The organism is Blautia hydrogenotrophica DSM 10507 (assembly GCF_034356035.1).
GTDB lineage: Bacteria > Bacillota > Clostridia > Lachnospirales > Lachnospiraceae > Blautia_A > Blautia_A hydrogenotrophica.
The window spans coordinates 2,561,971-2,585,703 of sequence record NZ_CP136423.1 but is presented as its reverse complement, the minus strand read 5'-3'; the positions used below and the strand labels follow the sequence as shown (position 1 = coordinate 2,585,703).

Below are 23,733 nucleotides of genomic sequence, written 5' to 3'. Positions count from 1 at the left end.
ATGTCAGAGGAGAAGAAAGTTCAGGAGGAAATGGAAAAACAGGAGACTGTGCAGGAAGAACCATCTGAGACTGAAGTAAATTCAGAGACAGAAGAAAAAGGCACAGACGATGTAGATACATCAAGCGATAGCGCTAAGACAGAAGAAGTCCAGGAAAATAAGGAAGCTTCTGAGAATGAGGCGCCTAAGGGAAAGACTTCTTTCTTTGGAAAAAAGAAAGAGAAAAAGGATAAAAAGGACCAACAGATTGCAGATTTGACAGATCGCTTGCAAAGGACTATGGCAGAATTTGACAATTTCCGCAAGAGGACAGAAAAGGAAAAGGCCAGTATGTACATCATCGGGGCGAAGGAGATTGTAGAAAAGATTCTTCCAGTGGTGGACAATTTTGAGAGAGGACTTGCGACAGCGCAGGAAGGAGATGCCTTTGCAGATGGTATGAAGATGATCTACAAACAGCTTATGACGACATTGGATGAGCTGGGAGTGAAGCCCATTGAGGCGGTTGGTCAGCCTTTCGATCCTAACTACCACAACGCGGTAATGCATGTGGAGGACGAGAGCTTAGGAGAAAATGTGGTGGCGGAGGAGTTGCAGAAAGGTTATACTTACAAAGATTTTGTCATTCGCCACAGCATGGTAAAAGTAGCAAATTGATCCGAGAGGACAGTTTGGCATAGATTAGCAAATGAATGAGAGTTAGATCATATCGTGCGGGCACGGAGATGAAAAGTTTCGCGCAGGCACGGCAAGTGTGAATTAGGAGGAATAAGATCATGGGAAAGATTATTGGTATTGACTTAGGAACAACCAACAGTTGTGTAGCTGTTATGGAGGGCGGCCAGCCCACCGTTATCGCGAATACTGAGGGAGCAAGAACAACTCCGTCTGTGGTAGCATTTACAAAGACTGGAGAGAGATTGGTGGGAGAGCCTGCAAAACGTCAGGCAGTTACCAATGCAGAGAAGACAATCTCTTCCATCAAAAGAGAGATGGGCACCGATTACCGTGTAAATATTGATGGAAAGAAATATTCACCTCAGGAAATCTCAGCTATGATCCTACAAAAATTAAAGAAAGACGCAGAGGATTATCTGGGAGAGACAGTCAATGAGGCGGTTATCACAGTTCCGGCATACTTTAATGATGCTCAGCGTCAGGCTACGAAGGATGCGGGAAAAATCGCAGGCTTGGATGTAAAACGTATCATCAACGAGCCTACTGCGGCAGCTCTGGCTTATGGATTGGACAATGAAAAAGAACAGAAGATCATGGTTTACGACTTGGGCGGCGGTACCTTCGACGTATCTATCATTGAGATCGGAGATGGAGTTATTGAGGTATTGTCCACAGCAGGAAATAACCGTCTGGGCGGTGATGACTTTGACCAGAAGGTGACAGATTACATGCTGGCAGAGTTTAAGAAAAATGAGGGAGTGGACCTTTCTGCGGATAAGATGGCGCTTCAGAGATTGAAAGAGGCGGCTGAGAAGGCGAAAAAAGAGCTCTCTTCTGCAACTACCACGAACATCAATCTGCCATTTATCACAGCTACAGCAGAGGGACCAAAACATTTCGATATGAATTTGAGCAGAGCTAAATTTGATGAGCTGACTCATGATTTGGTTGAGAAAACTGCGGAGCCAGTAAGACGTGCGCTATCTGACGCGGGGATTACGGCATCAGAGCTTGGCCAGGTACTGTTGGTAGGTGGTTCCACAAGAATTCCGGCAGTACAGGATAAAGTACGCCAGTTGACAGGAAAAGAGCCGAGTAAAACATTGAATCCGGATGAATGTGTGGCGTTGGGAGCTTCTGTTCAGGGAGGTAAATTGGCAGGAGACACCGGTGCAGGTGATATCCTTCTTCTGGATGTGACTCCTTTGTCACTGTCTATTGAGACCATGGGAGGAATTGCGACACGTCTGATCGAGAGAAATACGACGATTCCTACAAAGAAGAGTCAGATCTTCTCCACAGCTGCAGATAACCAGACAGCAGTAGACATCAACGTAGTGCAAGGTGAGAGACAGTTTGCAAGGGATAATAAATCTTTAGGACAGTTCCGTCTGGATGGCATTCCGCCAGCAAGACGTGGTGTTCCTCAGATTGAAGTAACCTTTGACATTGATGCCAATGGTATTGTGAACGTGTCCGCGAAGGATTTGGGTACTGGAAAAGAGCAGCATATCACGATCACAGCAGGCTCCAATATGTCTGATGAGGACATTGAAAAAGCAGTAAAAGAAGCAGCGGAGTTTGAAGCTCAGGACAAGAAGAGAAAAGAGGCAATTGATGCGAGAAATGATGCGGACTCCATGGTATTCCAGACGGAGAAAGCTTTAGAGGAAGCAGGAGATAAATTGGATGCCAGTGACAAGGCAGCGGTCGAGGCAGATTTGAATGCTCTGAAAGACCTGTTGAACCAGTCCAAGCCGGAGGAGACCACAGAGGCTCAGGTAGCAGAGATTAAGGCAGCTCAAGAGAAATTGATGCAGGGTGCACAGAAACTGTTTGCAAAGATGTATGAGCAGACCCAGCAGGCAGGCGGTCCGAACCCGGATATGGGTGGAAATGCCGGAAATGCAGGCGGTGATGAGGCAGGCTACGGCGATGACGTGGTAGATGCAGATTACAAAGAAGTGTAAGTAGGATGATTAATCATGGCAGAGAAAAGAGATTTGTATGAGGTCCTTGGTGTTGACCGAAATGCAGATGAGGCGACATTAAAGAAGGCATATCGTAAGCTGGCTAAAAAGTATCACCCGGATGTGAATCCGGGTGATAAAGATGCCGAGCAAAAATTTAAGGAGGCCACAAACGCATACGCGATTTTGAGCGATCCCCAGAAGAGAAAACAGTACGATCAGTTCGGTCATGCAGCTTTTGAGAATGGCGGTGCAGGCGGCGGAGCCGGAGGCTTCGGCGGTTTTGGCGGTTTTGACTTCAACGGCGCGGATATGGGTGACATTTTCGGAGATATTTTTGGGGATCTCTTTGGCGGCGGCAGAAGCAGGAGAACGCAGAATGGTCCTATGAGAGGGGCAAATCTGCGGGCGAGGCTGAATATTACCTTTGAGGAAGCTGTGTTTGGCTGTGAGAAGGAATTGGAAATCATGCTAAAGGACTCTTGCTCTACCTGTCACGGTACCGGAGCGAAACCAGGGACTAGTCCTGTGACCTGTCCGAGATGTCACGGGGAAGGCCAGATTGTGACCACGAGCCAGAGCATGTTCGGCATGGTGCGGAATGTACAGACCTGCCCGGATTGCCATGGAACTGGAAAGATCATCAAAGAGAAATGTTCAGACTGCCGTGGAACTGGGTATATTTCGTCCCGCAAGAAAATTCAGGTGTCTGTGCCGGCTGGAATTGATGACGGACAGAGTATACGAATTCGGGACAAAGGAGAACCGGGAGTCAATGGGGGACCGAGAGGCGATTTGCTGGTGGAGATTTCTGTGGCAAGGCATCCGATTTTCCAGAGACAGGATATGAATATCTTCTCGACAGCGCCGATTACTTTTGCTCAGGCAGCTCTCGGTGGAGAAGTGAAAATCAGTACGGTGGACGGAGATGTAGTGTACGAGGTGAAGCCGGGTACACAGACAGATACCAGAATAAGACTGAAGGGAAAAGGAGTTCCGTCCCTGCGTAATAAAAATATGCGCGGTGATCATTATGTGACTCTGGTAGTGCAGGTTCCAACGAAGCTAAATGAAAAGGCGAAGGAGGCACTCAGAGAGTTCGATGAGGCATGTGGGAATCGCCCATTTTCCAAACCAGAGAAGAAGAAAAAAGGCTTCATGGATAAAGTAAAAGAAGCTTTTGAAGAGTGAATTTTATAAAAGAGAAATGACCGCTGTGTCGGGCGAAGATGACATTGGCCTCTGTGAGAGAGGGCAATAGGGAGTCGGCCTAGGCGCAGCGGTGTTTGTTTTTGGGTGAAATAAAAGAAAACTCTTTTCAACAGCCTGTGAATCGTGTATGATTAGTGGATGGAAATGTAGAGCTTTTAGGGAATTTGTGAAGAATAGGGAACGAAAGATGAGTGCGGGTGTAATATTTCAGCAGATGGTGGTTATTTTTTTATTGATTTTAGTAGGATATGTGTTGTTTAAATGGAAAATCCTCGCCTTTTCCTGTTCAGCAGACTTGTCGGCTTTGGTAGTTCAGCTTTGCAGCCCCGCCTTGATTATTGTCAGTGCTCTAGAGGGGTGCCATAACCTAAAACACGACCAGGTGATCTGGGGTTTTGTGCTGGTTGGTGGTTTGTATCTGCTGTTGATACTTTTAGGTCTAGTGATTCCAGGGCTTCTTCGCTCACCTGGCTGCCAGTTTCAGCAGTACAATATGATGACGGTTTTCGGGAACACAGGCTTTATCGGAATTCCGGTGGTCATGGCGGTTTTAGGCGCGGATGCAATGGTCTATGTGACGATTTTCAACATTTATTTTAACCTTCTGATCTACACGTACGGAATTTATCTGGTAAACAAAGATGGAGGAAAAGAACAGCAGAAGCTTTCTCCCCAAATTTTTTTGAATGTGGGCAATGTGTCCAATGTGATCGCCATCTTAATTTTTCTGTTAAAACCAGAGGTACCGATGATAGCACAAGAAACTGTGAATTATGTGGGAGACGCTACGGTATTTTTGAGTATGGTGATTGTGGGCGGTTTTCTTGCAAAAGCCCCACTCAGAGAAATATTTTCGGAGAAAAGGATCTATGTTTTTGTTTTGGCACGGCAGATTATCGTGCCAATATTATTGACGGTGGCACTGAAACCTTGGGTGACGGACCCGATGATGCTGGGAGCGTGTATGCTGATGGTGGCAATGCCTGTGGGGAATATGCCGCTTTTGATGGCAGAGCAGGCAGGAGTAGATGGGAAAATATTGTCTAAGGGAATTATTGTCACGACTTTAGGCTCTATGGTGACGGTACCGTTGGTGGCTCTATTTATGTCCTAGGAAGGACTCTGTCATGCTGATATGCGAAAGTTCTTGTGTGAAGAGTGGACAGGACTTTGGTGAAAATAAGGAGGAGAAAAAGATGAGATGGAATCGATTTCGAATTAAAACGAGGACAGAGGCGGAAGATATGGTGATCTGCGCTCTGGCTGAACTGGGAATTCAGGGTGTGGAAATTGAGGACAAGCAGCCTTTGACAGAAGAAGATAAACAACAGATGTTTGTGGACATTATGCCAGAAGGACCCAGAGACGATGGAATTGCGTATTTGAGTTTTTATCTGGAAGAGGAAGAAGACAAAGAGGAGATACTGGCGAAAGTGAGAGATGAGCTGAAAAATTTGTCTCAGTTTATGGATATCGGAGACGGAAGTATTGAAGAGTCTCAGACGGAGGACAAAGACTGGATCAATAATTGGAAGGAATACTTCCATCAGTTTTATGTGGATGATATTCTGATTACACCGTCTTGGGAGCCTGTGAAGGAAGAGGACAAAGACAGAATGGTTCTTCATATTGATCCGGGTACAGCCTTTGGGACCGGGATGCATGAGACGACGCAGCTTTGTATTCGTCAGTTGAAAAAGTATGTGAAAGCGTCTTCGAGGATGCTGGATGTAGGAACCGGAAGTGGAATTTTAGGGATTATCGGACTGAAATTAGGAGCTAAGCATGTGGTGGGAACGGATTTGGACCCATGTGCAGTGCCGGCGGTGGAAGACAATCTGCGGGCGAACGGTGTCTCGGCGGATAAATTCGATATGATGATTGGAAACATTATTGATGATGTTCAGGTACAGGATAAGGTAGGGTATGAGAAATATGATCTGGTGACGGCCAATATTCTGGCAGACGTCCTGGTGCCTTTGACTCCCGTGGTTGTAAAACACATGAAGCCGGGCGGTATTTATATCACATCGGGAATTTTGGATGTGAAGGAAGAGGAAGTGCGCCAGGCTGTGGAAAGGGCTGGGCTGAAGGTTGTGGAAGTGACTCGCCAGGGTGAGTGGGTCAGTGTGACTGCGAGAAAGGACTGAAAGGATGAAACGTTTTTTCGCGAAGCCGGAACAGATTGACGAGAGGGAGATTCACATTACCGGGGAGGACGTGAATCACATCCGCCAGGTACTCAGAATGAGAGAGGGCGAGGAACTCTGGGTCAGTGACGGGGAGAAAAAGGAGTATCACTGCCGAATCAAAGATTTTCAGCAGGATGAAATCTTGCTGGAAATCTTGTATGCGCAGGAGTCGGATTATGAGCTGCCCAGCCGAATTTACTTGTTTCAGGGACTGCCAAAGGGAGATAAGATGGAACTGATTATCCAAAAGGCTGTGGAACTGGGGGCTTTTGAGGTTATTCCCGTGGCGACTTCCAGATGTGTAGTGAAGCTGGACAAAAAGAAAGCGGCCAAAAAACAGGAGAGATGGCAGGAGATCGCCAGAAACGCTGCGAAGCAGTCTAGAAGACTGCTAGTACCCCAAATTCATCCGGTATGCAGTCTACGGGAAGCTTTGGACTACAGCGGAAGTTTGGATGTGAAGCTGCTTCCCTATGAGCTGGCAAAAGGGATGAGACAGACAAAAGAAACATTGGCCGGTATCAAAAGAGGACAGAGCATCGGTATTTTCATTGGACCGGAGGGCGGATTCGCCCCGGAAGAAGTCGAACAGGCCATGGCTGTGGGAGTAGAGCCGATTACCTTGGGAAAGAGGATTCTTCGCACGGAGACTGCGGGGATGACGGTTCTGTCTATTTTAATGTTTCAGTTGGAGGACGAATAAGATGGAAGCCTATTTGGATAATTCAGCTACGACACGGTGTTACGAGAGTGTTCGGGACATCGTGGTCAAGACAATGATGGAAGACTATGGAAACCCTTCTGCGATGCACCGAAAGGGTATGGAGGCCGAGCGGTACCTGAAAGAAGCGCAGGAGACGATTGCCAGGATTTTAAAGGTACAGCCAAGGGAGATCCTGTTTACTTCTGGAGGAACAGAGTCCAACAATCTGGCATTGGTGGGCACAGCTATGGCAAATCAAAGAAATGGAAGGCATCTGATTACTACGTCCGTGGAGCATGCAGCGGTGAGAGAGCCTGTGCGGCATCTGGAGGAACTGGGCTTTGAGGTGACTGTCCTGCCAGTGGACGAGACAGGAGTGGTGCGGATGGAAGCATTGGAAAAAGCCCTGAGAGAAGATACGATTTTGGTGTCCACCATGTATGTAAACAATGAGATTGGCTCTGTTCAGCCTGTGGAAGAAATCGCGGCCATGATCCATGAGAAAAATCCGAGAGCGCTCTATCATGTGGATGCGATTCAGGCATTTGGAAAATTCCAAATTTATCCCAAGAGACAGGGGATTGATCTGATGTCTGTCAGCGCCCATAAGTTCCATGGCCCCAAGGGAGTCGGCTTTTTGTATATTTCTGGTAAGGCGAAGGTACAGCCGCAGATTTTGGGCGGAGGTCAGCAGGGCGGAATGCGCTCAGGAACGGATAATGTGCCGGGAATTGCCGGTATGGAAGTGGCGGCCAGGGAGGTTTATAGCCGTCTGGAAGAGAACAGACAGTATATGTATAGCCTGAAAGAACATATGACAGAGGAGCTTTTGAACATGGAGCAGGTGGTTGTCAACGGAATGCCCTGCAAAAAGGGAGCTCCCCATATTATCAGCGCTAGTTTCTTGGGAGTCAGAAGCGAGGTATTGCTGCATGCGCTGGAAGAAAGGGGAATCTATGTGTCAGCAGGTTCTGCCTGTTCGACTCACAAGAAGACAAGCAGCTCTACGCTTACGGCTGTCGGAATGAAAAAAAGTCAGTTGGAGACAACGCTTCGGTTTAGTTTTTGTGAGACGACCACGGCAGAGGAAATCGACTACTGTATTCAAACTTTAAAGGAGCTATTGCCTGTGCTGAGGCGTTATTCCCGCCGTTAGAGAGATGAGTAAAAGGTAAAGGATGGAAGATAGAATGATAAATGCATTTTTGATAAAATACGCGGAGATTGCTCTGAAGGGGAAAAACCGGCATCTGTTTGAGGATGCCTTGATACGTCAGATGAGGCTAGCCTTGGAAAAGATCGAAGGGGAGTTCCAGGTGACAAAGGAGCAAGGGAGAGTGTATGTGCACTGTCATAGTGCTTATGATTTTGAGGAGGCTGTGGAAACGCTTCAGAAGGTTTTTGGGATTGTGGGAATCTGCCCTGTGGCTATCTATGAGGAGAAAGGCTTTGAACAGTTGTCACAGGATGTTCTGACTTACATGAAGGAACACCATCCAGGCTACTGTGGGACATTTAAGGTTCACACCCGCAGAGCGAAGAAGTCTTTCCCGATGGAATCCATGGAGGTGAATGCGGAACTGGGAGGCTGCATTCTGGATGCTTTTCCGGGTGCGTCGGTGGATGTCCATGAGCCGCAGCTGAATCTTTCGGTGGAAATCAGGGAAAGAATCTATGTCTATTCCCAGACCATTCCAGGACCAGGAGGAATGCCGGTGGGCACGAATGGGAAAGGGATGCTTCTGCTGTCAGGTGGAATCGACAGTCCTGTGGCTGGTTATATGATTGCTAAGAGGGGCGTGCAGATTGACGCAGTGTATTTTCATGCTCCGCCATATACCAGTGAGCGGGCAAAACAGAAGGTTGTGGATCTGGCGAGGCTGGTTGCGCGCTACAGCGGACCGATTAACCTTCATGTGGTAAACTTTACGGATATTCAGCTTTACATTTATGATCAGTGTCCCCATGAAGAACTGACGATTATCATGCGCCGTTATATGATGAGGATTGCGGAGCACTTTGCGCGTGAGAGAAAGTGTATGGGATTGATTACCGGGGAGAGTATCGGACAGGTAGCAAGTCAGACGATGCAGAGTCTGATGGCGACTAACGAAGTGTGTACGCTGCCGGTCTATCGTCCGGTGATTGGTTTTGACAAGCAGGAGATTGTGGAGATCGCACATAAGATTGATACCTTTGAGACATCCATCCAGCCGTTTGAGGACTGCTGTACAATTTTTGTGGCAAAGCACCCGGTGACAAAACCGAATCTGAAAATTATTCACAGATCGGAGACGAAATTGGAGGAAAAGATAGATTCTCTGATGGAAGAGGCGATTCGGACGACAGAAGTAATCACAGTGGAATAAAGCTGAGTTTGCCAAAATGGCTTTTGTGAAACGTTCGAACTGGACATAAAAAGACTGCCGCGCAATGAAAAACCCGTTTTGAGGTTTGATTGCACGACAGTTCCAAAAGACTCTGAGTGGTTTAAACGATATAGGATTTTACAACCTCCATTACAGTGTCCAGGCTGCTTCCATCAGTGTGAATGTTGAGATCGATCGGTTTGGAAAGATCCAGACTGAAGATACCCATGATAGATTTTGCGTCAATGACATATCTTCCGGATACCAGATCAAAGTCGCAGTCAAATTTGCTGATTTCATTTACAAATGCTTTCACTTTATCGATAGAGTTCAGTGAAATCTGTACTGTTTTCATAAATAGACCTCCCTAGTGTGATACTATAGTTTTCTTTCTTACTTACAGCCTTATCTTACAGTTTGAGTCTATAAAAGTCAAGGTGAAATCAGATAAAAAATAGCCGCATAATTAGTGAAATTGTATAAAGTTTGGACATGAAAAAGGAGTTTGATATGAGCAAGACGGTAGCTTTTCATAATCTTGGATGCAAAGTAAATGCCTACGAACTGGAAGCCATGCAGCAAATTCTCGAAAAAGCGGGATATCAAGTTGTACCATTTGCGCCGGGGGCCGACGTCTATATTATTAATACTTGTACGGTCACAAACATTGCAGACCGCAAATCCAGACAGATGCTGCACCGGGCAAAGAAGATGAATCCGGAAGCTGTGGTGGTGGCAGCTGGGTGCTATGTGCAAGCAGATCTGCCGCGACTGGAAAAAGATTCTGCGATTGATCTGATTGTCGGGAACAACAAAAAGAAAGACATAGTGTCCTTGTTGGAGGCATATGATAAGAGCAGGGGAAAACAAGAATGCGTGATTAATATCAATCAGACGAAAGAATACGAGGCTTTGGAGATAGAGACGACAGCAGAACATGTCAGAGCGTATATCAAGGTCCAGGACGGTTGTAATCAGTTTTGCACTTACTGTATTATCCCTTACACCAGAGGAAGGGTCCGCAGCAGGAGCAAGGATGAGGTACAAAAAGAAGTTGTCCGCCTTGCGAACAGAGGATACCATGAGGTGGTGCTGACGGGGATTCATCTGAGCTCCTATGGGGTGGATTTCAAGGAACAGCCGGACAGTCTGCTGGACTTGATTCGTGCGATTCATCAGGTGGATGGGATTACCCGGATACGTCTGAGTTCTCTGGAGCCGGGGGTCATTACCGAGGAGTTTGTGAAAGGGTTGGCAGAGCTTTGGAAGGTTTGTCCTCATTTTCATCTGTCTTTGCAAAGTGGATGCCAGACGACTCTGGAGAGAATGAATCGGCGCTATACAGCGCAGGAGTATCGGGAGAAATGTGAGCTTTTGCGCAGATATTACGAAAACCCTGCGCTTACGACCGATGTAATTGTAGGATTTCCGCAGGAGACAGAAGAAGAATTTGAGGAGTCTTATGAGTTTGTGAGAGACATAAGATTTTATGAGACTCACATTTTTAAGTTTTCCCGACGCAAAGGGACGAAGGCAGATAAGATGGACGGACAGGTTCCGGAGCAGGAGAAAGCTCGCAGGAGCGGATGTATGATAGCTCTAGGAGAGAGACGGGCGGAAGAATATGAGAAAAGTTTTCTGGGGAAAACGCTGGAGGTACTTTTGGAGGAAGAAATATCTGTGGATGGGCAGCTGTATCTGATCGGGCATTCCAGGGAATATATCAAGGCGGCCGTGCCCAGCGATGGAAGCTGGAAAGTCAATGACTGTGTGCAGATGGTTCCAGAGCGTTTTTTGAGCAGTCACCTGCTAGTTGGACAGGCAGTAAAGTTTTGATTGTAATTTATGGTAAGATATATTAAAATAAACTAAGGATGATAGTTTCAGTTGTGGGAGAAAGCCTTGACAGCTGAATAGAATATAAAAGAGGACGTGAGAAAATGGCTGAGAATCTTGGAAATACACAATATTTTAAAACAAAACCAGATGTGGAGCTTCATGTAAAAGAAGTTTTAGATTTGGTATATAACGCAATGGCTGAAAAAGGTTATAATCCTGTCAACCAGATTGTCGGGTATATTATGTCAGGAGATCCTACTTATATCACAAGTTATAAAGGAGCTCGCAGTATGATTATGAAAGTGGAGCGGGATGAGCTTGTGGAGGAACTGCTCACAGAATATATCAGAAATAGATCCTGGGAAAAGTGATCTATGAGGATATTGGGATTGGATTTTGGTTCGAAGACGGTAGGAGTGGCCGTAAGTGATCCGCTTGGCTTGACTGCTCAGGGGGTAGAGATTATTCGGCGCAAGTCTGAGAACAAATTGAGACAGACTTTAGCTAGAATTGAAGCTTTGATTCAGGAGTATGAGGTAGAGACCCTGGTTTTGGGGTTGCCGAAAAATATGAACAACACAATGGGAGACAGAGCCCAAAAGTCTTTGGAATTTAGGGACATGCTGGTGAGAAGGACAGGGTTACCTGTTGTGATGTGGGATGAGCGTCTTACGACCGTGGAGGCGAACCGTACACTTATGGAGAGCGGAGTTCGAAGAGAAAACCGCAAAGATTATGTGGACGAGTTGGCTGCTATTTTTATTTTGCAGGGGTATCTGGATGCACAGAGAATCCGCAAAGAAATGGAAGATGCCGGCGAGGAGAAAGTCTGAGAGATTTCCGGCAGAGGAAAGGTTAACGAGATGGAAAAGATTGAATTTCAGACAGAAGACGGAATACAGGAATTTTATGTGGAAGAACAGACCAGAATCAATGGATTTAACTATCTTTTGGTGTCAGATTCCGTGACAGAACAGGAGGCAGAGGCTTATATTCTGAAAGATGTATCAGAGCCTGAGAGTCAGGAAGCCTGTTATGTGATGGTCGAAGATGAACAAGAGCTGGAAGCTGTTATGAGAATTTTTGAGCAATCGATGGAAGATGTAGATATTAAAATGTAGCCGAGCTATGTTTTAGCATAAATTACGAAGAAATATAATTTGCATTTATTCTATATTTATAGGCATTGGAGTGTAGCTTAAAAAGCTGTGTATTGTCAGGAAAATAGGGGGATATTGTCTGCAGATGCTGTGAGTGGTGTTGCGGTGGCGCGCGAAGTGAGCTATGCCCCTCAAGATTGAGGGGATTGGGAAGTAGGAGTGAGCTCACCCACTTTGTGGGCACAGATTGGCAGGGTGTGTTTTGTGTGCCTTGAAAACAGAAAACTGTGGAAAATAAATCTGTCTGTGAGCGCAGTAAGAAAGGACAGATCTGAAAAAGAATGAGATGGCGGGAGAAGTCGAAAGAACGTGAGAGAAGGAGAGGCTTTCCTCAGCGAAGATAGAATATAGAATAATTGCACAACAACATGATGGAGGTGCAATGATTGAAAAAAGAAAACAGCAGTCAAACAGAAAATAAGGGTGTGAATCACGGAACAAAGCATACGGAAGGAACCAAAAAGACGGTGCAGAAGCGTTCTTCAGGAGCTAAGGGAAAAAGCAGTACGGGAAAGAAGCCTGCCAAGACAGCAAGCAGAAGTTCGGCAAAGCCTGCCGCTGTGCGTAAAGGAAAAAAATCAGCGTCTAAACTGAAAATTATCCCCTTGGGCGGGTTAGAACAGATCGGGATGAACATCACTGCATTTGAGTACGAGGAGAGTATTGTAGTGGTAGACTGCGGATTGTCTTTTCCAGAAGATGATATGTTGGGAATTGACTTGGTTATTCCGGATATCACGTATCTAAAAGACAATATTTCGAAAGTCAAAGGTTTCGTGATTACCCATGGACATGAAGATCATATTGGAGCTCTACCCTATGTGCTCAAAGAAGTAAATGTGCCGATCTATTCTACGAAGCTGACGCTGGGATTGATTACAAATAAACTAAAAGAACACAATCTGGTCAAGTCTACAAAGCTAAAAGAAGTGTGCCATGGACAAGTGATAAATCTGGGACATTTTTCCATTGAGTTTGTGAAGACCAATCACAGTATCCAGGATGCATCAGCGTTAGCGATCTATTCACCGGCAGGAATTGTGGTTCACACTGGTGATTTTAAAGTGGACTATACACCGGTATTCGGGGACGCCATAGATCTACAGCGTTTTGCAGAGATCGGAAAGAAGGGTGTGCTGGCTTTGATGTGTGACAGCACCAATGCGGAGCGAAGGGGCTTCACGATGTCGGAGCGGACAGTGGGACATGTCTTTGACAATTTGTTTAATGAGTATAAAGATACCAGGATTATTATAGCTACATTTGCGTCCAATGTGGACCGTGTGCAGCAGATAATAAACTCAGCTTATAAATTTGGCCGTAAGGTAGCGGTGGAAGGCCGCAGTATGGTGAACGTGATCACTACGGCGACAGAGCTGGGATACTTGAAAATTCCGGATAAGACACTGGTAGAGATTGACCAGATTAAGAATTATCCGGATGATCAGGTTGTACTGATTACAACGGGCAGCCAGGGAGAATCTATGGCAGCTTTGTCCAGGATGGCGGCTAGTATTCATAAAAAAGTGACGATTAAACCAAACGATACGATTATTTTTAGTTCCAATCCGATTCCAGGAAACGAAAAAGCGGTGTCTAAGGTGATTAATGAGCTCTCTCAAAAGGGGGCCAATGTGATTTTTCAGGATGCGCATGTGTCAGGACATGCATGTCAGGAAGAGATCAAACTGATCTATTCTCTCGTGCATCCTCACTATGCGATTCCTGTACACGGCGAGTACCGTCACTTGAAAGCGCAGGCGCAGATTGCGGAAAGCCTGGGAATTTCTAAAGACAATATATTTATCTTGGAGTCCGGGAATGTGCTGGAATTAGATATGGATAGCGCGAAAGTCACCGGAAAAGTTCAGACAGGGGCAATTTTGGTGGACGGTTTGGGCGTCGGAGACGTGGGCAATATTGTTTTGAGAGACCGTCAGCATTTGGCAGAAGACGGCATTATGATTGTGGTGATGACGCTAGAGAGACACAGCAATGTGGTTCTGGCCGGGCCGGATATTGTCTCGAGAGGCTTTGTATATGTGAGAGAATCCGAGGATCTAATGGGAGATGCCAGAAAGGTCGTGGAGGAAGCTTTGGATAATTGTCTGGAGCACCGTGTGTCTGACTGGAGCAAAATTAAAAATGAGGTCAAGGATGCTCTCGGGGATTTCCTGTGGAAACGCACAAAGAGAAGACCGATGATTTTACCGATTATTATGGAGGCGTAACAGCCGATGGATATTGTGGAGAGAAATGTACAGATACTGGTGTCAGTGATTAGACAGAGCTCTGTGTACAAAGAATACAAAAAACAAGAGGAAATATTGAGCAAGCAGCCGGAATTGAAAGACAGGGTGAATCGTTTCCGAGCAGGAAACTACCTGGCTCAGAGAGAGATGGAGAGGGAGCACCTGTTTGAAAAAATGGATGAGCTTGTCAAAGAGTCGGAGGAACTTCGAAAAATTCCAGAGGTAAACGCTTATCTGGATGCTGAGCTGGCCTTGTGTCGGCTGATACAGAAAATTACCAGGGAGTTGACCTGGGGGATTGGATTGGATATTCCAGCGTTATAAGCCGGTGAGGAGAAGACACATGAGAGTTTTAAAAAATAACGAAGGAAAAGCAACATCGGAGATGGCCGGAAGCGTACTGAGAATTCTTTTGTATGTGTGCGTCGTGTTTCTGATTATTTGGGCTGGGAAGACCGCGTACCACTTTGGGTATAGTATCTTTAATCAGCGGGCTATGAGTCCTGAAGATGGACAGGAAGTGACGGTGGTGATTAAGGAGGGAGCTTCCGCCTACCAGGTGGGAAAGACGCTTGAAAAGAAGGGGTTGATTGAAGACGCGAAGGTGTTTGTGTTCCAGGAGAAACTGTCCAATTACAGAGGGCAGATCAAAGCAGGCACCTATATACTGAGCACGGCTTACACACCAGATCGGATTTTGGCGGTTTTGTCCGGCCAGAGTGAGGAAGAAGACGAGGGAGGAACCGTTTCACAATGATTGATGAGAGGCTGACCACGTATATCAATTCTCTGGATACAGGAAATAAAGATTATCTGGAAGAACTAGAACAGTATGCCCATGAGACTTATGTTCCCGTGATACGGCGGGAGATGCAAAGTTTTTTGAAAGTATTGTTGGGTATCAAGCAGCCGGAAAAAATATTGGAGGTGGGGACTGCCATTGGCTTCTCCACACTTCTTATGTGTGAGTATGGCCCTGAAAAATGTCAGATTACCACGATAGAGAACTATGAGAAAAGAATTCCGATTGCGTTGGAGAATTTTAAAAAGTACGGGCGTTCTCACCAAATTACACTGCTTGCCGGGGATGCGAAAGATCTCTTGAAGACTTTGGATGAGTCTTATGATTTAATTTTTATGGACGCGGCAAAGGGGCAGTATATCCATTTTCTTCCTGAAATTATGAGGTTGCTGGCGCCGGGAGGGGTGCTGGTCTCTGACAACGTACTTCAGGACGGAGATATCATTGAGTCGAGATTTGCCGTGGAGCGGAGAAACCGTACGATTCACAAGAGAATGAGAGATTATCTGTTTGCGTTAAAACATGATCCTAAGCTGATGACATCGATTCTCCCTCTTGGGGATGGGGTCACTGTGAGCATAAAGATTGGATAAAGGAGAGTCATGAGAAAACCAGAATTGTTAGTGCCTGCCAGCAGTCTGGAGGTGCTTAAGATAGCAGTCATATTTGGTGCTGACGCCGTCTATATCGGCGGGGAAGCTTTTGGTCTGAGGGCGAAGGCGAAAAATTTTACCCGTGAAGAAATGAAAGAAGGGATTGCATTCGCTCATTCCCACCAGGTAAAAGTCTATGTGACCGTAAATATTTTAGCTCATAACCGAGATCTGGACGGGGTCAGGGCGTATCTGAAGGAGCTGAAGACCACTCGGCCGGATGGTTTGATTATTGCGGACCCGGGAATCTTTATGCTGGCAAAGGAAATCTGTCCTGAGCTGGAGCGCCATATCAGCACGCAGGCCAACAACACGAATTATGAGACCTACCGCTTTTGGTATCAGATGGGTGCGAAGAGGGTGGTGACAGCTAGAGAGCTGTCCCTAGAAGAGATTCGCCAGATTCGGGCTCATATACCGGAAGATATGGAAATTGAGACTTTCGTGCATGGGGCAATGTGTATCTCTTATTCCGGGCGGTGTTTATTGAGCAATTACCTGGTGGGAAGAGATGCCAACCAAGGAGCATGTACACATCCATGCCGCTGGAAATATTCACTTGTGGAAGAGACCAGACCAGGAGAGTATATGCCGGTGTATGAAAACGAGAGAGGAACCTATATTTTTAATTCTAAGGATTTGTGCATGATTGAACACATGGACGATCTGCTAGACGCGGGAGTGGATAGTCTGAAGATAGAGGGGCGAATGAAGACAGCTCTCTATGTGGCTACGGTGGCCAGAACCTATCGAAAGGCGATTGATGACTATCTGGAAAGTGCAAAGAAGTACCATGAAAATCTCCCCTGGTATCGGGAACAGATCTCCAATTGTACGTATCGGCAGTTTACCACTGGATTTTTTTATGGAAAACCAGATGAAAACGCGCAGATCTATGACAATAACACCTATGTGAAAGAGTACACCTATTTAGGCTTTGTGGAGGAGCTTACACCGGAAGGGATGGCTCAGATTACACAGAGGAATAAATTTTCAGTTGGAGAAAAGATTGAGGTTATGAAGCCAGACGGCAGAAACTTAGAGGTGACAGTCAGACGAATTCTCAATGAAGAGGGCGAGGAGGTGGAAAGCGCACCACATCCTCAGCAAAGGCTGTATGTGGATGTCGGTGTGACCTTCCAACCTTATGATATTCTAAGAAGACAAGAAGAGACGACGTAGTTTTAATAGTGCATTTTTTTCTATGCGAGACACGTAAGAGCGGCTGATGTTCAGCCGCTTTGCTATTTCCCTCTGTGTATATTCCTTTTCACCGAATAGTCCGAAGCGCAGTCGGATTACCTCATATTCTTTATGGGAAAGACAGGTGGACAAAAGGTGCATCGCCTTTTGAATGTCCTGTTTCACCGAATAATTTTCTACGACATCTTCCGGCGGACTCTCAATGATATCCAGAAGATTGATTTCATTTCCTTCTTTGTCAGTGCCAATTGGTTCGTACAAAGAAACATCCCGGGAATATTTTTTTCGAGCTCTCAGCATCATGAGGAGTTCATTGTCGATACATCTGGCGGCATAAGTGGACAGGCGGTTGGACTTTTTGCTGTCGAAAGTGGATACTGCCTTGATCAGTCCAATGGTTCCGATAGAGATCAAATCATCCAAGTCTTCCTCCAATCCTTGATATTTTTTTACCACATGAGCTACAAGTCTGAGGTTTCGCTCGATCAGAATATCTTTCGCTTTAAGATCCCCTTCTTGAAATTTTTTAAGGTAATATCTCTCTTCCTCCACCGTCAGGGGTTTTTGAAATGTTTTCAAAAAGTTCACCTCATAGGGGATTTCTATATAGTCTATGAGGCGGACAAGAAATTCGTGCTTTTCCAACTGATTTTGCAGGTTGTCTTTTTACTATATGAGTACACAGGCGTATGTGTCGGAGTGCGATGCATGGAGCAATCCGCAGGTTATACTTTTGAAGGTGCCGCCGACAAGCGGCATGAGGGTTTGCGCGATAAACCCGGTAAAGGACGGCCGTGCTTGAAAAATGAAATATTGACAAAAGAAGGAAACGTCCCTTATATTAAGTGAAGAAATGCGGGACAGGAGGGGAAATGGTGGTAATACGAAGAGCAAAGTCAGAAGAAGTTTCCAGGATTGAGGAAGTCTATGCACAGGCGAGACAATTTATGGAAAAAACTGGAAATCCAGATCAGTGGAAAAATGGATACCCTAACCAGAAACTTATTATGCAGGACATAGAGGCAGGACAGCTGTTCGTGTGCTTAGAGGGAGATAAGCTTTTGGGAGTTTTTGTCTTCTTTTTGGGAGGAGAACCCAGCTACGAGGAAATTCGGGAGGGAAGGTGGCTGAATGGGGAGCCTTATGGAACGATTCACCGGGTGGCCGTGGTAGACAAAGGCAGAGGTCTGATTCACGAATTTCTGGGATGGTGTTGGAAAAACTGCCAAAATCTCAGAATTGATACCCATGAGAAGAATCTGCCTATGCAAAGAGCGCTGGAGAAAAATGGTTTTCAAAGATGTGGTTATGTCACGGCGGAAGACGGAACAGAGAGAATTGCTTATCATAAGTGTGAGTGAGGAGAGAAAAAGTGGAAAAAAGACAACTGGCAATAGTGACATTGAAAAAAGGTGAGGGGAGAACGATCAAATCCGGGGGCGCCTGGATTTTCGACAACGAAATCGAATCGATTATGGGACATTTTGAGAATGGAGACATTGTTAGAGTTCAGGACTTCGACGGATATCCCATGGGAAAAGGCTTCATAAATCAGAATTCTAAGATTCGGGTTCGGATGATGACTAGACGGGAAGACGCAGTGATTGACAGGGAATTTCTGCGCATGAGAGTGAAGGATGCCTGGGAATACAGAAAACATACCGTGGATATTTCGAGCTGTAGGATTATTTTTGGCGAAGCGGACTTTTTGCCAGGACTGGTAGTGGACAAATTTTCAGATGTCCTGGTGGTGGAGTCTCTGGCTCTGGGAATAGACAGGATGAAAACAGAGATTTTAAATCTATTAAAAGAGGTGCTCGCTGAGGATGGAATTCAGATTCGGGGCATCTACGAGAGAAGTGATGCTAAGGTTCGCCTAAATGAAGGGATGGACAGAGTAAAAGGATTTTTAAGTGAGCCTTTTGACACGAATGTTCCGATCACGGAGAATGGGATTCGGTATCTTGTGGATGTAAAAGAAGGACAGAAGACAGGATTTTTCCTGGACCAAAAATACAATCGTTTGGCGATCCAAAGGCTGTGTCGGGATGCTAGAGTCTTAGACTGTTTTACTCACACGGGCTCCTTTGCTCTGAATGCGGCACTAGGCGGTGCAAGATCAGTACTTGGAGTAGATGCCTCAGAGTCAGGATGTGCGCGGGCCAGAGAAAATGCGAGACTCAATGGAATGGAAGACCGAGTGGAATTTCTTTGCGCAGATGTGTTTGAGCTGCTGCCTCAACTAGAACAGGAGGGGGAGAAGTTTGACGTGGTGATCTTAGATCCGCCGGCGTTCACGAAATCCAGAAATTCTGTCAAAAACGCGGTAAAAGGCTATCGGGAGATCAATCTAAGAGGGATGAAGTTGGTAAAACCAGGGGGATATCTGGCAACCTGTTCTTGTTCTCATTTTATGGATTATGAGCTGTTTACGAAGACGATTCATCAGGCTGCGAGAAGCGCCCACAGGCGCCTTCGCCAGGTAGAATATCGGACGCAGGCGGCAGATCATCCGATTTTATGGGCGGCAGAGGAGTCGTACTATCTGAAATTTTATATTTTCCAGGTGTGCGAGGAAAAATAAGGTTCAGGCAGAGAATCCTGCAGGCAAGCTTGCTCCGGATTTTTGTTTTATAATAGGAAAGACCTTGTCACGCTAATGCGTGAAAGTCCTTTCCCATTACATAAATGCTCCGCCAGGGATGCGCACGCTGCAATAAGGTAGTACACCGCAAGGCGGTGTTGCGGCGGCGTGCAAAGTGGGACTGCGCCCCTCAAAGATTGAGGGGATGGGGGAGTTGAAGTGGGCTTGCCCACTTTGTCCTTACCAGTCGCATGGTTGAATAGTTACCGAAAATAATAAAAAATTTAAATTTTTATTTGTGAATAGCATTATTGAGTGATAAAATAGAAATAGTTGGTAAAAATAAGATATAGGTAACGGATTATTTGGATTGGAGGAACCAAAATGTTTGAAAAAGGGGCTTGCATTGTGTATGGTAATACCGGAGTCTGCCGTGTGGAAGAAATTGGCCCTTTGTCTAATATCAGAGGGTCACACCCAGGAAAAATTTATTATAAGCTTTCTCCGATCCGCACAGGCGGAACCATCTACATTCCTGTGGACAGTGATATGTTCATGCGTCCAGTAATGACCCGGGAGGAGGCAGATGCGCTTATCTGGCGGATGCCCAAGATCTGTGAGCGGGTGTGCAGCAGCCGGGACCAGAGAGTATTAAATGAGCACTATAAAGCTTCTTTGCGGACCCATTCCTGTGAAGAGCTGGTGAGGCTGATCAAATCGGTTTATGTAAAAAACCGCAGGTTGATCAAGAATGGGAAGAAAGCGGGAAAGACAGACCTGGAGTATCGAAAGAAAGCAGAGATGCTTCTTTACGAGGAACTGGGAGTGGCTTTGGGAATTCCTTTTGAAGAGGTCAAAGAGTATATAGTAGAACAGGTGAAAAAGATGCAGAAGGAATTGTGACAAGACTGAAAGAAAGTTTTGGAGAGCTGTATGCAGGGGAGTGAGTGACTCGCCTGTGTACAGCTCTTTTCTGTATAATAGGAAATACCTCATCTTGCTGAAGCGCGAAAGCTATTTCTATTATACAAGCGCTCCGCTAAGGATGTGCACGCCGCAATAAAGTGGTGCACTGCAAAACGGTGTTGCGGTGGCGTGTAAAGCGGGACGCACTCTCCAAGATAGAGGAGATGGGGGAGTTGAAGAGGGCTTGCTCATTTTGCTCTGCAAGGAAAGACCTTTCTAGACCGCCTTTTTGTCACACTGCAGAGAGAAATTTTTGAATCGTAGGATTGTGATTTTGATTATGCCAAGCAATTACGATATCAAGAGAGGAAATCTCACCTGTGAGGGGAATCGCAGTGATATTTCCCAGGTTGTGAGCCAGAACATGGGCGTAGGAGGGCAAAATTGCAATCCCCAAGGAGGCGGCTACCATCAGAAGGATGGCTTCATAGTTGCTGGATTCCTGGACAATTGTCGGTACAAAGCCGGTCTGAACAAAGTAATCCAGAAGACATTTATTGTACCCGGACGGGTCGTTTCTGAGATCAGGAAAGATTAAGGGCTCATGATTTAAATCGGATAGGCTGCACTCCTTTTTGCGAACCAAAGGATGAGACGGGTGTAGAAATACCATCAAAGGGTAAGTGGCTAATGTATGGCTGGAGATGTTGAAATCTTCCAGATTGCCAGGGGCTATCCGAGAATTGAAAGCTACATCCAGTCGTATTTCTTGGAGAGCGCAGTAGAGATCGCTGGCGTCGGAACGAAAAATGGAGATGGAGATGTTGGGGTTTTGCGCGCGGAAACGATGCAGAGCTTCCGGCATATCAGAGTGCTCGTAGCCTTGGACGACGCCGATGCGCAGAGTGTCAGAAGAACCAGTGTAGGCTAGCTTGGTCTTGACAATGGCCTTTTGTGTTTTTTCCAGTATCTCCCTGGCTTCTGGGAGGAAGACGGCACCCGCAGAAGTCAGTTCTACTTTTCGTTTTGTGCGGCGAAAGAGAGGAACGCCCAGTTGAGATTCCAGGGATTTGATCTGCTGAGTGACTGCGGTCTGCGAGATATAAAAGACCTGGGCAGTTTTGGTGAAGCTTAAAGTTTCAGCTAGGGTTACGAAGTACTTTAGTTGTCGAAGATTCAAGATGACTCCTCCTATTTTTTATATTTTGAGCGGTAAGGTATTTATTACATTTGATTATAAAATAACTTTAGAAAAATGTGTAGAGGGAAATAAAAAACTGAGATAATTATGCAAAATTCACAATAAAATCATAGAATTTTTGATATTTATATAAATAAATAACATTTCCTTATAAGCTTATTAGAAAACAATATTGGATTTTTAGAGGTATTGTTGCTAAGATAAAACCAGATTATCAAAGTGAGGAGGAATATACATTGAAACAATTAATGACAGGCAATGAAGCGATTGCCAGGGGCGCGTGGGAGGCTGGTGTTCAGTTTGCATCCGCTTATCCAGGTACACCGAGTACCGAGATCCTGGAAAATATGTCAAAGTACGATGAAGTCTTCTCAGAATGGGCTCCCAATGAAAAAGTAGCTCTAGAGGCAGCGATTGGAGCTTCTTTTGCAGGTGGACGTGCCATGGCATCTATGAAGCATGTAGGTTTGAATGTGGCGGCAGACCCATTGTTTACCCTGTCTTATGTAGGTGTGACTGGGGGATTGATGGTGATTTCGGCCGATGACCCAGGTCTTCATTCTTCCCAGGACGAACAAGATAACCGTTATTATGCAAAGGCGGCTAAGATTCCGATGCTAGAGCCGTCAGACTCTCAAGAATGTAAGGATTTTGTGAAAGCGGCGTTTGAGATCAGTGAGAAGTATGATGCGCCTGTTTTAATGCGTATGACGACCCGTGTCTGTCACAGTAAATCCATCGTGGAGATGGGAGACAGAGTGGAAGTACCGTTTATTCCTTATGAGAAAAAAATGAAATACGATCCAATCCCGGCTGTCTCTAAAATTTTACATAGACATGTGGAAGAGAGAATGACAGCTCTGGAAAAATTCTCCAATGAGACAGAGCTAAACCGTGTAGAATACCATGACAAGAAAATTGGAATTGTCACAGCTGGCGTATCCTATCAGTATGCAAGAGAAGTCTTCGGAGACAATGCCTCTTATCTGAAATTAGGGTTTACGCATCCTCTTCCGATGGATAAGATCCGGGCATTTGCAAAAGAAGTCGAAACTCTGTACGTGATTGAAGAGCTGGATCCATTTATGGAAGAGCAGATCAAGGCGGCAGGCATCGAATGCGTTGGAAAAGAGAAGTTGCCGCTGATGTATGAGCTGAATCCGGATATTGTTCGCAAAGAGCTGCTGAACGAGGAAAGCGAGACGATTGAAATTAACCCGGAAGAGATTGCGAAGCGTCCTCCGACTTTATGTGCGGGATGTCCCCACCGAGGCTTTTTATATCAGCTGTCTAAGGAAAAGAGGGCGATTGCAGTCAGTGATATCGGTTGTTATGCGCTAAGCGGTATGGACCCTTTGAACTGTAAGGACATCGCCATCTGTATGGGAGGCGGATTCTCAGTGGCCCATGGAGCTCAGCTGATGTTTGACAAAGCACAGACAGGAAAGAAATGCTTTGGTATGATGGGGGATTCCACCTTCTTCCACTCGGGGATGACGAGCCTTTTGGATGCAATCTATAATAACAGCAATGTGGTTTTGACAGTGATGGATAACCGCATCACGGGAATGACCGGGCATCAGGAAAACCCTGGCACAGGATATAATATCAAAGGGGAGCCAGCAAATGCCACCGATATAGAAGCTGTGGTCAAGGCGCTAGGCTGCAAGCATGTGAAGGTAGTGAACCCGCTGAAGCTGGACGAAGTGAAGGAAGCGATCGAGTGGGGAATCAATGTGGAAGGTCCGGCAGTGATTATCACCCGCTGGCCATGTGTTCTGAAGAAACTTTCTGCTGAGGACAAAGCGGAGTTTGGAAATTATAAGGCGACGAATGTAGTTGACCATGAGAAATGTATCGGCTGTAAGAGATGTATTAAGACTGGTTGTCCAGCTTTGGCCTATGACAAGAAGACGAAGAAAGTAAGTATTGACAAAGGGCAGTGCGTGGCCTGCGATGTCTGTGCACAGGTTTGTCCGAAAGGTGCAATCGGAAGGGAGGAAAAATAA

General features: G+C 45.8%; 24 protein-coding genes. 21 read left to right on the top strand and 3 right to left on the bottom strand.

Annotated elements, in window-relative coordinates; genetic code table 11:
* From grpE to thiI, 8 genes are all read left to right on the top strand, one after another.
* Complete coding sequence (grpE, locus tag BLHYD_RS12355) at positions 1–657, top strand: nucleotide exchange factor GrpE (protein ID WP_005950698.1); 657 nt, start codon at positions 1–3, stop codon at positions 655–657.
* Positions 658–776: 119 nt separating this feature from the next.
* Positions 777–2,648, top strand: a complete 1,872-nt coding sequence (dnaK, locus tag BLHYD_RS12350) for a molecular chaperone DnaK (RefSeq protein ID WP_005950701.1) — start codon at positions 777–779, stop codon at positions 2,646–2,648.
* A 15-nt stretch (positions 2,649–2,663) separates the two neighbouring features.
* Positions 2,664–3,839 carry a molecular chaperone DnaJ gene (gene dnaJ / locus BLHYD_RS12345; protein ID WP_005950704.1) on the top strand — a complete coding sequence of 392 codons (1,176 nt, stop codon included), beginning with the start codon at positions 2,664–2,666 and terminating at the stop codon, positions 3,837–3,839.
* Between the two features lie 208 nt (positions 3,840–4,047).
* On the top strand, positions 4,048–4,974 hold the full coding sequence (locus BLHYD_RS12340; RefSeq protein WP_021845550.1) for an AEC family transporter: 927 nt from the start codon (positions 4,048–4,050) through the stop codon (positions 4,972–4,974).
* A gap of 82 nt (positions 4,975–5,056) precedes the next feature.
* The gene (prmA, locus tag BLHYD_RS12335; RefSeq protein WP_021845551.1) at positions 5,057–6,010 is read left to right on the top strand and encodes a 50S ribosomal protein L11 methyltransferase; all 954 of its coding nucleotides are present in this window, start codon (positions 5,057–5,059) and stop codon (positions 6,008–6,010) included.
* Between the two features lie 4 nt (positions 6,011–6,014).
* Positions 6,015–6,755 (top strand): 16S rRNA (uracil(1498)-N(3))-methyltransferase, encoded by a 741-nt coding sequence (locus BLHYD_RS12330; RefSeq protein ID WP_005950711.1) that lies wholly within the window; start codon positions 6,015–6,017, stop codon positions 6,753–6,755.
* Position 6,756: 1 nt separating this feature from the next.
* Positions 6,757–7,911 carry a cysteine desulfurase family protein gene (locus tag BLHYD_RS12325; RefSeq protein WP_005950713.1) on the top strand — a complete coding sequence of 385 codons (1,155 nt, stop codon included), beginning with the start codon at positions 6,757–6,759 and terminating at the stop codon, positions 7,909–7,911.
* A 34-nt stretch (positions 7,912–7,945) separates the two neighbouring features.
* Entirely contained in the window at positions 7,946–9,124 is a 1,179-nt protein-coding gene (gene thiI / locus BLHYD_RS12320; RefSeq protein ID WP_021845554.1) for a tRNA uracil 4-sulfurtransferase ThiI, read from the top strand.
* 121 nt (positions 9,125–9,245) lie between these two features.
* On the opposite strand, the gene BLHYD_RS12315 is transcribed toward thiI, so the two are convergent.
* Positions 9,246–9,479, bottom strand: coding sequence for an HPr family phosphocarrier protein (locus BLHYD_RS12315; RefSeq protein WP_005950717.1), 234 nt, complete (start codon positions 9,477–9,479; stop codon positions 9,246–9,248).
* A gap of 155 nt (positions 9,480–9,634) precedes the next feature.
* Between BLHYD_RS12315 and mtaB the strand changes: the two genes are divergently transcribed.
* The 9 genes from mtaB to BLHYD_RS12270 all read left to right on the top strand — a co-directional run bounded on the left by mtaB (position 9,635) and on the right by BLHYD_RS12270 (position 17,012).
* Positions 9,635–10,960 (top strand): tRNA (N(6)-L-threonylcarbamoyladenosine(37)-C(2))-methylthiotransferase MtaB, encoded by a 1,326-nt coding sequence (gene mtaB / locus BLHYD_RS12310; protein ID WP_021845555.1) that lies wholly within the window; start codon positions 9,635–9,637, stop codon positions 10,958–10,960.
* A 104-nt stretch (positions 10,961–11,064) separates the two neighbouring features.
* The gene (locus BLHYD_RS12305) at positions 11,065–11,334 is read left to right on the top strand and encodes an IreB family regulatory phosphoprotein (protein ID WP_005950721.1); all 270 of its coding nucleotides are present in this window, start codon (positions 11,065–11,067) and stop codon (positions 11,332–11,334) included.
* A gap of 3 nt (positions 11,335–11,337) precedes the next feature.
* Positions 11,338–11,796, top strand: coding sequence for a Holliday junction resolvase RuvX (ruvX, locus tag BLHYD_RS12300; RefSeq protein WP_005950723.1), 459 nt, complete (start codon positions 11,338–11,340; stop codon positions 11,794–11,796).
* Positions 11,797–11,826: 30 nt separating this feature from the next.
* The gene (locus BLHYD_RS12295) at positions 11,827–12,084 is read left to right on the top strand and encodes a DUF1292 domain-containing protein (protein ID WP_005950725.1); all 258 of its coding nucleotides are present in this window, start codon (positions 11,827–11,829) and stop codon (positions 12,082–12,084) included.
* A 599-nt stretch (positions 12,085–12,683) separates the two neighbouring features.
* Positions 12,684–14,354: a ribonuclease J gene (locus BLHYD_RS12290; protein WP_040350840.1), complete on the top strand. Its 1,671-nt coding sequence runs from the start codon at positions 12,684–12,686 to the stop codon at positions 14,352–14,354.
* Positions 14,355–14,360: 6 nt separating this feature from the next.
* Positions 14,361–14,699 (top strand): YlbF/YmcA family competence regulator, encoded by a 339-nt coding sequence (locus tag BLHYD_RS12285; RefSeq protein WP_005950730.1) that lies wholly within the window; start codon positions 14,361–14,363, stop codon positions 14,697–14,699.
* A 19-nt stretch (positions 14,700–14,718) separates the two neighbouring features.
* A complete protein-coding gene (locus BLHYD_RS12280) occupies positions 14,719–15,132 on the top strand; it encodes an endolytic transglycosylase MltG (protein WP_005950732.1) in 414 nt (137 codons plus the stop codon).
* Positions 15,129–15,770 carry an O-methyltransferase gene (locus BLHYD_RS12275; protein WP_005950733.1) on the top strand — a complete coding sequence of 214 codons (642 nt, stop codon included), beginning with the start codon at positions 15,129–15,131 and terminating at the stop codon, positions 15,768–15,770. The genes BLHYD_RS12280 and BLHYD_RS12275 overlap by 4 nt, the downstream gene beginning before the upstream one ends.
* A gap of 9 nt (positions 15,771–15,779) precedes the next feature.
* The gene (locus tag BLHYD_RS12270) at positions 15,780–17,012 is read left to right on the top strand and encodes a peptidase U32 family protein (RefSeq protein WP_260784703.1); all 1,233 of its coding nucleotides are present in this window, start codon (positions 15,780–15,782) and stop codon (positions 17,010–17,012) included.
* Here the strand turns inward: BLHYD_RS12270 and sigK are convergent.
* Positions 16,986–17,612 carry an RNA polymerase sporulation sigma factor SigK gene (sigK, locus tag BLHYD_RS12265; protein ID WP_040350763.1) on the bottom strand — a complete coding sequence of 209 codons (627 nt, stop codon included), beginning with the start codon at positions 17,610–17,612 and terminating at the stop codon, positions 16,986–16,988. The genes BLHYD_RS12270 and sigK overlap by 27 nt on opposite strands.
* 293 nt (positions 17,613–17,905) lie before the next feature.
* Here sigK and BLHYD_RS12260 point away from each other — a divergent pair, with 293 nt between their 5' ends.
* The 3 genes from BLHYD_RS12260 (at position 17,906) to BLHYD_RS12250 (ending at position 20,520) form a co-directional block, all read left to right on the top strand.
* Positions 17,906–18,394, top strand: coding sequence for an N-acetyltransferase (locus BLHYD_RS12260; protein WP_021845557.1), 489 nt, complete (start codon positions 17,906–17,908; stop codon positions 18,392–18,394).
* 11 nt (positions 18,395–18,405) lie between these two features.
* Complete coding sequence (locus tag BLHYD_RS12255; protein ID WP_021845558.1) at positions 18,406–19,617, top strand: class I SAM-dependent rRNA methyltransferase; 1,212 nt, start codon at positions 18,406–18,408, stop codon at positions 19,615–19,617.
* A 384-nt stretch (positions 19,618–20,001) separates the two neighbouring features.
* Positions 20,002–20,520, top strand: a complete 519-nt coding sequence (locus BLHYD_RS12250; RefSeq protein ID WP_005950743.1) for a CarD family transcriptional regulator — start codon at positions 20,002–20,004, stop codon at positions 20,518–20,520.
* A gap of 295 nt (positions 20,521–20,815) precedes the next feature.
* Here BLHYD_RS12250 and BLHYD_RS12245 read toward each other — a convergent pair whose 3' ends face one another.
* Positions 20,816–21,703, bottom strand: coding sequence for a LysR family transcriptional regulator (locus BLHYD_RS12245; protein ID WP_005950747.1), 888 nt, complete (start codon positions 21,701–21,703; stop codon positions 20,816–20,818).
* A gap of 257 nt (positions 21,704–21,960) precedes the next feature.
* On the opposite strand from BLHYD_RS12245, the gene iorA reads away from it, so the two are divergent.
* Positions 21,961–23,733, top strand: coding sequence for an indolepyruvate ferredoxin oxidoreductase subunit alpha (gene iorA, locus BLHYD_RS12240; RefSeq protein WP_040350765.1), 1,773 nt, complete (start codon positions 21,961–21,963; stop codon positions 23,731–23,733).

What these genes read in the sequence shown, in the direction of transcription:
- BLHYD_RS12270 (WP_260784703.1), top strand. Translation starts at nt 15,780, where the DNA reads ATGAGAAAACCAGAATTGTTAGTGCCTGCCAGCAGTCTGGAGGTGCTT.
- grpE (WP_005950698.1), top strand. Translation starts at nt 1, where the DNA reads ATGTCAGAGGAGAAGAAAGTTCAGGAGGAAATGGAAAAACAGGAGACT.
- BLHYD_RS12340 (WP_021845550.1), top strand. Translation starts at nt 4,048, where the DNA reads ATGAGTGCGGGTGTAATATTTCAGCAGATGGTGGTTATTTTTTTATTG.
- dnaJ (WP_005950704.1), top strand. Translation starts at nt 2,664, where the DNA reads ATGGCAGAGAAAAGAGATTTGTATGAGGTCCTTGGTGTTGACCGAAAT.
- BLHYD_RS12250 (WP_005950743.1), top strand. Translation starts at nt 20,002, where the DNA reads ATGTTTGAAAAAGGGGCTTGCATTGTGTATGGTAATACCGGAGTCTGC.
- BLHYD_RS12330 (WP_005950711.1), top strand. Translation starts at nt 6,015, where the DNA reads ATGAAACGTTTTTTCGCGAAGCCGGAACAGATTGACGAGAGGGAGATT.
- mtaB (WP_021845555.1), top strand. Translation starts at nt 9,635, where the DNA reads ATGAGCAAGACGGTAGCTTTTCATAATCTTGGATGCAAAGTAAATGCC.
- BLHYD_RS12295 (WP_005950725.1), top strand. Translation starts at nt 11,827, where the DNA reads ATGGAAAAGATTGAATTTCAGACAGAAGACGGAATACAGGAATTTTAT.
- BLHYD_RS12315 (WP_005950717.1), bottom strand. Translation starts at nt 9,479, where the DNA reads ATGAAAACAGTACAGATTTCACTGAACTCTATCGATAAAGTGAAAGCA.
- BLHYD_RS12280 (WP_005950732.1), top strand. Translation starts at nt 14,719, where the DNA reads ATGAGAGTTTTAAAAAATAACGAAGGAAAAGCAACATCGGAGATGGCC.
- prmA (WP_021845551.1), top strand. Translation starts at nt 5,057, where the DNA reads ATGAGATGGAATCGATTTCGAATTAAAACGAGGACAGAGGCGGAAGAT.
- BLHYD_RS12285 (WP_005950730.1), top strand. Translation starts at nt 14,361, where the DNA reads ATGGATATTGTGGAGAGAAATGTACAGATACTGGTGTCAGTGATTAGA.
- dnaK (WP_005950701.1), top strand. Translation starts at nt 777, where the DNA reads ATGGGAAAGATTATTGGTATTGACTTAGGAACAACCAACAGTTGTGTA.
- ruvX (WP_005950723.1), top strand. Translation starts at nt 11,338, where the DNA reads ATGAGGATATTGGGATTGGATTTTGGTTCGAAGACGGTAGGAGTGGCC.
- BLHYD_RS12275 (WP_005950733.1), top strand. Translation starts at nt 15,129, where the DNA reads ATGATTGATGAGAGGCTGACCACGTATATCAATTCTCTGGATACAGGA.
- BLHYD_RS12325 (WP_005950713.1), top strand. Translation starts at nt 6,757, where the DNA reads ATGGAAGCCTATTTGGATAATTCAGCTACGACACGGTGTTACGAGAGT.
- BLHYD_RS12305 (WP_005950721.1), top strand. Translation starts at nt 11,065, where the DNA reads ATGGCTGAGAATCTTGGAAATACACAATATTTTAAAACAAAACCAGAT.
- BLHYD_RS12260 (WP_021845557.1), top strand. Translation starts at nt 17,906, where the DNA reads ATGGTGGTAATACGAAGAGCAAAGTCAGAAGAAGTTTCCAGGATTGAG.
- thiI (WP_021845554.1), top strand. Translation starts at nt 7,946, where the DNA reads ATGATAAATGCATTTTTGATAAAATACGCGGAGATTGCTCTGAAGGGG.